7 protein-coding genes are annotated in these 11,269 nt (G+C 33.7%); 2 read left to right on the top strand and 5 right to left on the bottom strand.

Going from position 1 to position 11,269, the window contains the following annotated elements; genetic code table 11:
• Window position 1 precedes the first annotated feature (1 nt).
• Together C7H52_RS03395 and C7H52_RS03390 are read left to right on the top strand one after the other, a co-directional pair.
• On the top strand, window positions 2-1,237 hold the full coding sequence (locus C7H52_RS03395; RefSeq protein WP_106462479.1) for a PepSY-associated TM helix domain-containing protein: 1,236 nt from the start codon (window positions 2-4) through the stop codon (window positions 1,235-1,237).
• A gap of 347 nt (window positions 1,238-1,584) precedes the next feature.
• On the top strand, window positions 1,585-3,435 hold the full coding sequence (locus tag C7H52_RS03390; RefSeq protein ID WP_106462478.1) for a cation:proton antiporter: 1,851 nt from the start codon (window positions 1,585-1,587) through the stop codon (window positions 3,433-3,435).
• Window positions 3,436-3,480: 45 nt separating this feature from the next.
• On the opposite strand, the gene C7H52_RS03385 is transcribed toward C7H52_RS03390, so the two are convergent.
• The 5 genes from C7H52_RS03385 to C7H52_RS03365 all read right to left on the bottom strand — a co-directional run bounded on the left by C7H52_RS03385 (window position 3,481) and on the right by C7H52_RS03365 (window position 11,195).
• Window positions 3,481-5,877: a glycoside hydrolase family 31 protein gene (locus C7H52_RS03385; RefSeq protein WP_106462477.1), complete on the bottom strand. Its 2,397-nt coding sequence runs from the start codon at window positions 5,875-5,877 to the stop codon at window positions 3,481-3,483.
• Between the two features lie 154 nt (window positions 5,878-6,031).
• Complete coding sequence (locus C7H52_RS03380; RefSeq protein ID WP_106462476.1) at window positions 6,032-6,511, bottom strand: SRPBCC family protein; 480 nt, start codon at window positions 6,509-6,511, stop codon at window positions 6,032-6,034.
• A 13-nt stretch (window positions 6,512-6,524) separates the two neighbouring features.
• A complete protein-coding gene (gene glgB, locus C7H52_RS03375) occupies window positions 6,525-8,435 on the bottom strand; it encodes a 1,4-alpha-glucan branching protein GlgB (protein ID WP_106462475.1) in 1,911 nt (636 codons plus the stop codon).
• Window positions 8,436-8,526: 91 nt separating this feature from the next.
• The gene (locus tag C7H52_RS03370) at window positions 8,527-9,792 is read right to left on the bottom strand and encodes a glucose-1-phosphate adenylyltransferase (protein ID WP_106462474.1); all 1,266 of its coding nucleotides are present in this window, start codon (window positions 9,790-9,792) and stop codon (window positions 8,527-8,529) included.
• On the bottom strand, window positions 9,789-11,195 hold the full coding sequence (locus tag C7H52_RS03365) for a glycogen synthase (RefSeq protein ID WP_106462473.1): 1,407 nt from the start codon (window positions 11,193-11,195) through the stop codon (window positions 9,789-9,791). Before C7H52_RS03365 ends, C7H52_RS03370 begins: the two co-directional genes overlap by 4 nt.
• Between the last annotated feature and the right edge of the window lie 74 nt (window positions 11,196-11,269).

Genomic DNA, 11,269 nt, shown 5'->3' with positions numbered 1-11,269 from the left:
TATGAAAAATAGAAACCTAAACCAATGGTTTTGGAAATGGCACTTTATTGCAGGAATTATAAGCTTACCGTTTATAATGATTCTTGCTTTAACAGGTGGAATTTACCTATTTAAGGACAATTACGAAGCACCAAAACAAGCCCATATTAAAACGGTTGAGTCTACAGGAAAAAAGCAGTCGTTTGATGCACAATATAAGGTTGCACAAAGTCACAGTAAAGTGCCATTAACCGAAATGGTTATTCCAACAGGCGACAATCAAGCTACCGAGTTTGTTTCGGGACGTTTTAGTCATAAAAACAGTGTGTTTGTTAATCCTTACACCAATACTTTACAAGGAAAAATAAGTCCTAAAGATAGTGATATGCATACAGTTAGAAAGTTGCATGGCGAATTGCTTTTAGGGAAATTTGGAACTAAAATCGTAGAATTAGTTGCCAGTTGGATGTTGGTACTAATTTTAACGGGACTTTATATTTATTGGCCTTCTAAAAAAGAAGGCTTAAAGGCTTTAGTACGATTACGATTTAAAGAAGGAAAACATGTTTTTTACAGAGATTTGCATGCTTTATTAGGGTTTTGGGTGTCTATTTTATTATTAATGACATTAGCAGGTGGTTTTCCATGGACAGATGTTTTTGGATCGAATTTTAAGTGGTTTCAAGGTGTTACCAATACTGGATTTCCAAAAGGTTGGGATGGTCATGGAATGAATTCAACTACTACTAATAATAATGCCCTTAGTTTAGACCAAATGGTTAATAAAGCTAATAATTTAAATCTTGAAGGTATCACATGCATTGTTTTACCTAAAAATGAAAAAAAAGTATTTAGTGTTTATAACACGACATTTAACCTAGATTTGCAACAAAAATTTCATTTCGACCAATATTCTGGAAAGCTCATAAAGGCTTACAAATGGTCGGATGTTGGGATTTTAATGCGAGGTAGAATGTGGTTTATGGCATTCCATCAAGGTCAGTTTGGAAAAACTAATTTTGCCGTTATGCTGTTTGTAGCCATAGCTTTATTTATTATAAGTTTAGCAGGATTATTGTCTTATGTAAAACGTAAACCTAAAAACAAAATAGGTGTTCCTAAAGTCTCCAAAAAATTTAAAGTAGGTTATGGCATAATCGCTCTGATTGCTATTTTAGGTATTGTATTTCCATTGTTTGGAGCAAGTGTACTCCTTATAATTCTTGGCGAATATTTTATGAAGCTAAAAAAAGCCTAAAAACGATATTAGCATGTTTTTAAATAAAGCGATACTATTTTATATACAGTATCGCTTTATTAGTTTACAGTATTGTACTTCAAGTTTTTACTGCTCGCAATATTTTAATTAAACCCTATTCTTATAAGTATAAATGAAAATTCTTTTTTTATCTTCGGAAATCTATTACTAATACAAAATACGTATTCAAACTTTCAACTTTTAATATATCCAAATTTGGAAAAGTGGTTTTGTTAAAATTGAATAGGTAATTTTAACGCCAAATTAATATCTTTAGAAAGTGAAGACAGTATTTTTAGCCAAAAATTTTAAGGGTTTTAGCCCTAATTTACAGATAAACTAACCAAATGATAGAATTAGCAGGAATAATAATATTAGGAATTTTAGCGCAATGGGTTGCTTGGAAATTTAAAATTCCAGCCATTTTACCTTTAATTCTAATAGGACTTCTCGTGGGGCCAATTGCGGCAGAATTTTTAAGCCATGACGGAACAAAATGGATTGAACCTATATGGAATGAGAGCGAAGGACTTTTCCCCGGAGAAAGTTTATTCTACTTTGTTTCGCTCGCCATTAGTATTATTTTATTTGAAGGCGGACTAACTTTAAAGCTTAGTGAAATTAAAAATGTAGGACCTGTTATATCAAAATTGATATCCGTAGGTTCAATAGTTACATTTTTTGGTGCTGCAGTTGCCGCGCATTATGTGTTTTATCTAACTTGGGAAATTTCATTTTTATTCTCAGCATTAATCATAGTGACTGGTCCAACTGTAATTACACCTATTCTTAGAAATATTCCTCTTAAAAAAGATGTTTCTGCAGTTTTAAAATGGGAAGGAATTTTAATTGATCCTATTGGAGCCTTAGTTGCTGTTTTGGTATTTGAATTTATTAGTGTAGATGCTGGTGGTGAGTTTACTAAAACCGCATTGGTTGAATTTGGTAAGATTGTATTATTTGGAGCTACATTCGGATTTACATTTGCCCATGCCTTAAATTTTATCATCAATAAAAAATTAGTACCACATTACTTATTAAATGTTTTTGCTCTAGCAGCTGTTTTAGGTGTTTTTGTCCTGTCTGATGCTTTTGCACATGAATCTGGTTTACTTGCAGTGGTGGTTATGGGTATGGTTTTAGGAAATTCAAAATCGGCTTATCTAAAAGAGCTTTTATACTTTAAAGAATCTTTAAGTGTCTTACTAATTTCTATATTATTTATTCTTTTAGCAGCTAACATAAATTTTAGTGAGCTGTTGTTAATTTATAACTGGAATACAGCCATATTATTCGCCATTATAGTTTTTGTTATTAGACCGCTTGGTGTATTTTTAAGTACCACGGGATCTACTTTAAAATTAAATGAAAAACTATTTATAAGCTGGGTTGGACCACGTGGTATTGTTGCAGCCGGTATTGCTTCTTTATTTGGTTTAAAATTAGCAAGTGAAGGCGTTGTAGATGCCGAATATATTACCCCATTAGTTTTTGTAATAGTTTTAGGTACCGTATTATTAAACGCAACAACTGCAAGACTTTTTGCTCGATTAGTTGGTGTATTTTTAAATAACAGTGAAGGTATTTTAATTGTGGGTGCAAGTAAAGTATCGCGTTTAATTGGGCATTATTTAGAAGAAAATGGCCGTCATGTCGTACTTATTGATAGTAATGAAAGTAATATTGCTAAAGCTAAAGAATTAAACCTAGAAGCAATTACTACCAATATCTATTCGGATAACTTAATTGATAATATTGAATTAAATGATGTAGGCTATTTAATGGCACTTACAGGAAGTTCTGATATTAATAAATACGCCATCAATAAATTTTCAAAACAATTTGGTGAAAACGGATCGTTTAGATTGGTCACCAATGAAGAGATGAAAGATGAAAATAACAATCCTAAAGAAGGCTTATTTTCTCAAACTGATGATTATGTTAGATTATCTACCGTAACCAGAAAGTTCCCGAGTATTCAAGAAATTGAATTAACCGATACACAACATTACTTAGATTTGATAAAAATTTCAAAAGAAGATAATGACATTATACCTTTATTCTTAAAAGATCCTAAAGGCGATTTAACTATCATACCTTCGGATAGTGAATCTATTAAAATTACAGAACCTAAACATCATTTAGTCTACTTAGGAAAACCATTTGATGTGGAAGTTATTGTTGAAGAAGCTAATTAAAACAAAAGCCTGATTTAAAAATCAGGCTTTTGTTTTTTTGTGCTATTACATAATATGTAATTCTGTGAACTCTTTATCTATAATTAAAGCATCACCATCAAAATGAATGTCTTTTAATAGAATTTCAACATTATCTATTTCAATTTTAGAAATCTTAAATGGTAAACCTATTAAATTCAATTTAAACGTGTTGTAAGATGTTGTAAACTTACCAGACTTATGTTGCTGTATAATTAGTTCGTTACTCTTTCCGGTAAGCTTAAAATTACGTAAGCTATAGCGTCCTTTAGTGTAATCGTAACCGTCGTGCGCATCGTCATACAATTCTGAACTTTCTTTACCTCTCTTATAATAGACGTCCAAGGTAACTTGTTCTATTTCTTTTTCGCCTACATATTGTTGTACTGGATATTTAGGAATTACAGTACCAGCTTTTACAAAAATAGGCATGGTATCTAGTGTTGTATCTACCCAAACTTCTTTTCCGCCTTCTACCGAATTATTATCCCAGTAATTGTACCAGATACCTTTTGGAATATATAAACGTCTGCCTATCGAGTTTGGCTCTAAAATAGGACATACCAGCATTTGTTTACCAAAAATAAACTCATCGGTTCTATAATGGGTTTGTACATCTGTCTGGTCATATAATACCAGCGATTTTAGCATTGGGGTTCCTTGGTCTAAATAGTTCCAAAATGCAGTATATAAATATGGTAATAATTGGTAACGTAGTTCAATAAACTTACGCACCACATTAGTTATTTCGTCTCCAAACATCCAAGGTTCTTGGTCGCCATGATCTCCAGAAGAATGCGTACGACAAAACGGGTGAAATACCCCAAGTTGAATCCAACGCGCATAAAGCTCGCCATTTGGCTGCTCTGCAAATCCTCCAATATCGCTTCCAATAAATGAAAAGCCCGAAAGTGCCATACGTTGTGCTTGTACATTAGCAATCCATAAGTGTTCCCAAGTTGCTACGTTATCTCCTGTCCAAGACGACGTGTAACGCTGCGTCCCAGAATACGCTGCACGAGTAATTACAAACGGACGCTTTGGATAAGCATATTTCTTTAAACCGTGGTATGTGGCGCGAGCCATTTGCATACCGTACACATTATGTGCTTTTCTATGGCTACATGGGTTACCATCATAATCGTGACGTACATCGTCTGGGAATGTTTTATTAGGAACCTCCATAACCGCAGGTTCGTTCATATCATTCCAAACACCTTTTACACCAATATCTTCCACTAATTCTTTAAATAAGTCACTCCACCATTCTCTAACTTCACGACGTGTAAAATCTGGGAAATAACACTCGCCAGGCCAAACTTTACCTTTCATATAAGGTCCATCGGCACGTTTACAGAAATAGTCTTTTTCTAAACCTTCTCTAAAAACACTGTAGGCATTATCTATTTTAATTCCCGGGTCAATAATTACAATGGTTTTAAATCCGTCGTCCGCCAGTTCCTTAACCATACGTTTTGGATCTGGGAAATACTCTTTACTCCAAGTAAAACAACGAAAGCCCTCCATATAATCGATATCTAAATAAATCGCATCACACGGTATTTTTAAATCTCTAAACTTTTTAGTGATTTCCTTAACGTTACTTTCTGGGTAATAACTCCATTTACATTGGTGATACCCTAAAGTCCATAAGGCTGGTAATTGGTGAGGTTTTCCAGTTAAATCGGTATAACTTTCTACCACGTCTGTCATTTCCGGACCGTAGATAAAGTAGTAGTTCATTTCTCCACCTTGTGCCCAGAAACTAGTTACGTTTTTACGTTCGTGCGCAAAATCGAAATATGATCTAAAGGTATTATCGAAGAAAATTCCGTAAGATTTTTCGTTATGTAGTCCTGTAAAAAAAGGAATAGCTTTATAAATAGGATCGGTTTGCTTACCATACGCGTAAGAATCGGTTACCCAATTCTGGAAGCGTTTTCCTTTTAAGTTTAAATGTTCGGGTTTGTCGCCTAAGCCGTAATAACTCTCGCCGTTTTGAGCGGCTTTACTCATTTTTACCACATTACCACCAAACTCGTAGCTTTCTTCCCAATGAAACCCTAGTTCATCTTCACTTATCAAAGAATTATCTTTAGCATCGAACAATGTAATTTTTAAATCACTTTTATTTACATGACAAATTAATTTTTGAGTGGTAATAACATAGGTATTATCCTTCTCAAAAACTTCTAATTTATTATATCCTGTACTTGCGTATTTGGTTATGGCGTAAGAAAAATCTTTATCGAAATTAGAATCTGTTGCATATCTAAAACGCAATAAACTATCTCTTAAAACGGTAATTTGAAGCGCGACATTATTTTCGGTTGTAAATAATAAAACATCTACATTTTTTGAATAAGAAACGATTTGATTAGGAAACTGATTCCCTTTTTTTTCTAACTCAGTATTTGTAATCATAATTATTGAAAATTTGTAAGGTAAACTTAGGCAATTATTCGCTTTTAAGGGGTCATAAATCGTTAAAAATAAGGTGGTTTATTACTGAAAAGCTTACGAAAACGATGTAGATTTTGATTTATTTAGGTGAAAATTTTTATAGCTAAAAAAAACTTTATTTTTTTATAATTAATTTCCACTTTTCAGATTCTGAAAATTCTTTTATAATTTGATTTCTTTTAAATAATAAGTTGGTCATATACCTTTTAAGAAATAATGAATCAGCTAATTTCCCCAAAAAACCATAAGGTGACTGGTACTCAAAAATATCTGTCATTAAAGTTTTTTCCTCTGAAATGTTTTCAAATATATGATCGTGTTGAAAGGATTTAAAAATACCATTTTTCATTTCATCTCGAAAATAACTTGGGCTATCAAACTGAGTGATTTCTGAGGTTAAATTTTGATAAAATCCAAAATGTTTTGCTCTCCAAGTTACACTTTCTCCCATTTCTATGAGTCCACTTTTTTTTCCAGCAATCGCTTCTTCGTTGGTGTGTTCTGTAGAAATTTTATGCAAATCGATACTTCTTGATAAATCGAAAACAATCTTGCAATTTGCTTTTATCTCGGTGTGAATCTCAATTTTGGGCATTTATAAAACTAGTTTAAACTTCATACTGAAACATCACAGCCGCTAAAGGAGGCACCATAATTTCCGCAGAAAATGTTTTCCCGTTCCACTCTAATTTTTTGGTTTTAATGACTTTTTTATTTAGCTTATTACTACCACCAAAATCTTCAGCATCGCTATTAAATACCTCAACAATACTGCCTTTTCTTGGTAAACCAATTTTATAAGATTCGTGTGTGTTTGGTGTAAAATTGCAAACTACAATTAAATCATTTTTAGGGTCGTGACCTTTACGAATGTAAGATAACACACTGTTTTGTGCATCGTCAAGGCTAATCCATTCAAAACCTTCGATACTAAACGCTTTTTCGTACAATGCTGGCGTGTTTTTATAAAATGTATTTAAGGCTTTTAGGTGTTTTTGCGCACCTTGATGTGGTAAAAATTCTAATACATTCCAGTCCAGACTTTTTTGGAAATTCCATTCTTCATACTGTCCAAATTCGTCTCCCATAAAAAGTAATTTTCCACCAGGATGCGTGTACATGTAGGTATAAAGTAATCTTAAATTAGCAAAGCGTTGCCACTCGTCGCCTGGTAGACGACCTAAAATAGAGTTTTTACCATACACCACTTCATCATGAGAAAGTGGTAGCATAAAATTCTCTGTAAAAGCATACGCCAGACTAAAGGTAATATCGTTTTGATGGTGTTGTCTGTAAATAGGGTCTTTTGCAAAATAGTCTAAAGTATCGTGCATCCAGCCCATCATCCATTTCATACCAAATCCTAAACCACCAACACTTACAGGTTTGGTAACGCCTGGAAAAGCTGTAGATTCTTCAGCTATGGTTTGTACATCATCATAACGGCTATAGACCGCTTCATTAAATTCTCTTAAAAAAGAAATAGCTGCCAGATTTTCGTTAGTCCCAAAATGATTAGGTTCCCACTCGCCTGCTTCCCGTGAATAATCTAGATAAATCATAGAAGCCACAGCATCTACTCGTAATCCATCGATATGGTAATGTTCTAACCAGAATAAGGCATTACTAATTAAAAACGAACGCACTTCATTACGCTCATAATTAAAAATTAAACTTTTCCAATCTGGATGATATCCTTTTCTTACGTCTGGATGTTCGTACAGGTGTGAGCCGTCAAACTGACCCAAACCATGCGCATCACTTGGAAAATGAGAAGGTACCCAATCTAAGATAACTCCTATATCATTTTGGTGAAATGCATCTATTAAACCCATAAATTCCTGCGGGTTCCCGAAACGAGATGTTGGTGCAAAATAACCGGTTAACTGATAACCCCAGGATGGATCATACGGATATTCCATAATTGGCATAAATTCTACATGGGTAAAATTCATGTCCTTTACGTAATTAACCAACTCTGTGGCTAATTTTTTATAGGTTAAACGGTCGCCATTTTCATTTTTACGCCAAGAGTCCAAATGCACTTCGTAAACCGCGTAAGGTTTATCTAAATCATTTTTGTCTTTACGGTAACTCAACCATTTTTTGTCGTCCCATTTATAGTCTGAAATATCCCAGATTATAGAAGCTGTTTGTGGTGGATGCTCGCAGTACAAAGCATAAGGATCGGCTTTTTCGGTAACTATGTCGTTATTATTTGAGACGATTTTATACTTATAGCGCATACCAACTTTAGCATTTGGAATAAATCCTTCCCAAATCCCAGAACTGTCCCAACGTACAAAAAGCTCATTCTCGGCGTCATTCCAAAAATTAAAATCGCCAACAACCGATACTTTTTTTGCGGTTGGTGCCCAAACTGAAAAATAGATACCTTCTTGTCCGTTTAAAGTAACTTTGTGGGCTCCAAATTTTTCGTACAGCTTAAAATGCTTTCCTGCTTTAAAAAGATTAATATCAAAATCTGTAAAAAGACTATAGGTTTGGGTGTTGTTCATTTTTTTGTGTTGGTGTTTAGGTCTTTACCAGACCATAATTATCATGCCTAAATTCCATTTTACCAATGTTTGGAAAATGGGATTTGTAATTTTACCCTAATTGAAAACCGTTAGGAATTACTGCATTCTTTTTAATAACTACAATGCCATCTTTAATTAAGTAATTATCGGTTTCTTCATCTTTTAAATGTTTTCCACCTTTAATAATCACATTATTACCAATGCTGCAGTTTTTATCTAAAATAGCATAACTAATATGGCAACGTTTACCAATACCTTTAGCAACTATGGTGTCGTTTTCAATTTCATCTAAAGTCTGGTAATAATCGCTTCCCATCATGTAAGTATTAGAAATGACGCTTTCATCGCCTATTCTAGAACGAATACCTATAACAGACTTGGTAATACTTTCAGCATTTATAATACAACCTTCCGCAATAACCGCTTTTTCCAATCTGGTTCCCGAAATTTTTGAGGTTGGTAAAATACGTGCTCTGGTGTAAACGCTATTATCTCTATCGTATAAATCGAATTGTGGGATATCGTCCGTTAAACCAATATTTGCTTCAAAAAAGGAATCGATATTTCCTATGTCTGTCCAATAACCTTCAAACTGATAACTTAACACCTTCACTTTATTTATGGATTGTGGAATAATTTCATTTCCAAAATCTATCGTGTCTGGGTTTTTCATTAATTCAATTAATAGTTCTCTATTAAAAATGTAAATACCCATAGAGGCTAAATAGTTTCTATTTTGCGCCTTCATTTCATCACTAACATCACTAGACCATTCTGGTAAAACACTAGCGTCTGGTTTTTCTATAAAAGAGGTAATGACATTTTCATCATTAGTCTTTAAAATACCGAATGATGTGGCTTCTTTGGCTGCTACAGGTAAAGTAGCAATTGAGATAGAGGCTTTACTTTTAATATGCTTTTCTAGCATATCATTAAAATCCATTTTATATAACTGGTCTCCAGATAAAATTAACACATAATCAAAATTATGACTCATTAAATGGTGCATACTTTGTCTAACAGCATCTGCAGTTCCTTGAAACCACGTTTTATTATTTGGAGTTTGCTCTGCCGCTAAAACGTCCACAAAACCTGAACTAAAAAAACTAAAATTATAGGTGTTTTTAATGTGCTGATTTAAAGACGCCGAATTGAATTGTGTTAACACAAACATGCGTTTAATGTCTGAATTAATACAATTTGAAATTGGAATATCTACCAAGCGGTATTTTCCTGCTATTGGAACAGCTGGTTTAGAGCGCGATTCGGTTAACGGATATAATCGTGAGCCTTGTCCGCCACCAAGGATAATTGAAATGACTTTGTCGTTAATCATTGGATGAGTGTTTTATAGAGTTCTTGATAGGTTTTTGCCGACTGAAGCCACGAATGGTCAATAGTCATAATATATTTTTGGGTGTCTTTAAATTTTTCGGTTTTTGCGTAAAATGCTTTTGCTTTTAAGATGCCATCTACTGTAGCATTTACTGTAGCTTCGGGTATTACAATACCAAACCCGTTTTTTGAAATGTCTGTAATGGTGTCTTTTAATCCGCCAATATTATTAACAATAGGAATGGTTCCATAGCGTAACGAATACATCTGGTTTAAACCGCAAGGTTCCACGCGTGAAGGCATGATTAAAAAATCGGCTCCTGCATACACGATATGAGATAACTTTTCATCATAACCAATATAATTATTATACACATCGCTATGGTTTTCTCTAAGTTGAATTAAGCCGTCTTCAATTGAAGCTTCTCCAGAACCTAATAATAAGATTGAAATATCTTTATGTTGAAGCACTTCGTTGAAGATTGCCGGAAATAAATCGGCTCCTTTTTCCAAAACCAATCTTCCAATAAAGGCGAAAAGTGGTTTATTGGGATCTAAATTATAGGTTTCACACAGCCATTTTTTATTGGCTTTTTTTCCGCTTAAAACCGACGTTCGTGTGTAGTTTTTAACAATAAATTCATCGGTTTTAGGGTTCCAAACTTCGGTATCTATCCCATTTAAAACACCAACACATTTTTGGTGTTCACTAGCCAAAAGCGCTTCAAGACCATTGGCTTTTTCTTTAAGTTCTTCCATATAACTTGGAGAAACCGTGGTGACTTTCCATGCACATTTTATTGCTGCTGCTAAGGGATTGATTTGATGATTCCAGTCTAACAATCCTACGTTTGTAAAATCAAATTCCGGAATTAAACCCACTAAATCGTGAGAAAACCAACCTTGATATTGTGCATTATGAATGGTAAAAACCACTGGAATTTTATTCAAGTTTTTGTAAGTAAAACTTTCCTGAAGCATAAACGGAACCAATCCTGTATGGTGGTCGTGACAGTGTATAAGTGCAGGAGGATTTTTTAAACTTTTAACCCAGTCTAACACTGCAATTTGAAAAGCCAGAAAACGTTTAGTGTCGTTATGAGAATACACATAATCCGTATCTAAAACACCTTCAATATGAACCAAAAACAAATCGTAACCCAACGTATTCTGGTCTAAGGTCATAATTTGAAACGGAATAAGCGCTTCACCTAAGTAGATTTCAGCTTCAAAAAGTTTAGAGAATGTATGGTTTTTAGTGAATTTATTCTGATAAAAAGGCATTACAACCTGACTAGTATTCCCTAAGTCATTCTGATATTTTGGTAACGCACCTACCACATCGGCTAAGCCACCTACTTTTGCAATTGGATAACATTCTGCGCTAATATGTAATACTTTCATGGTCTTCTTTAAAATTGCCTTATAAAGCTAACGATATTAACTTAAATAGAATAACTATTTTAAAGTATTACAGA

Source organism: Aurantibacter aestuarii, assembly GCF_003008425.1.
GTDB classification, from domain to species: domain Bacteria; phylum Bacteroidota; class Bacteroidia; order Flavobacteriales; family Flavobacteriaceae; genus Aurantibacter; species Aurantibacter aestuarii.
Note: the sequence above shows the minus strand (reverse complement) of the source record. Positions and strands in the feature narration are given on the sequence as shown.

Bases quoted from the DNA above. Each gene is read 5' to 3' on its own strand.
- C7H52_RS03395 (WP_106462479.1), top strand. From the start codon at position 2: ATGAAAAATAGAAACCTAAACCAATGGTTTTGGAAATGGCACTTTATT.
- C7H52_RS03390 (WP_106462478.1), top strand. From the start codon at position 1,585: ATGATAGAATTAGCAGGAATAATAATATTAGGAATTTTAGCGCAATGG.
- C7H52_RS03385 (WP_106462477.1), bottom strand. From the start codon at position 5,877: ATGATTACAAATACTGAGTTAGAAAAAAAAGGGAATCAGTTTCCTAAT.
- C7H52_RS03380 (WP_106462476.1), bottom strand. From the start codon at position 6,511: ATGCCCAAAATTGAGATTCACACCGAGATAAAAGCAAATTGCAAGATT.
- glgB (WP_106462475.1), bottom strand. From the start codon at position 8,435: ATGAACAACACCCAAACCTATAGTCTTTTTACAGATTTTGATATTAAT.
- C7H52_RS03370 (WP_106462474.1), bottom strand. From the start codon at position 9,792: ATGATTAACGACAAAGTCATTTCAATTATCCTTGGTGGCGGACAAGGC.
- C7H52_RS03365 (WP_106462473.1), bottom strand. From the start codon at position 11,195: ATGAAAGTATTACATATTAGCGCAGAATGTTATCCAATTGCAAAAGTA.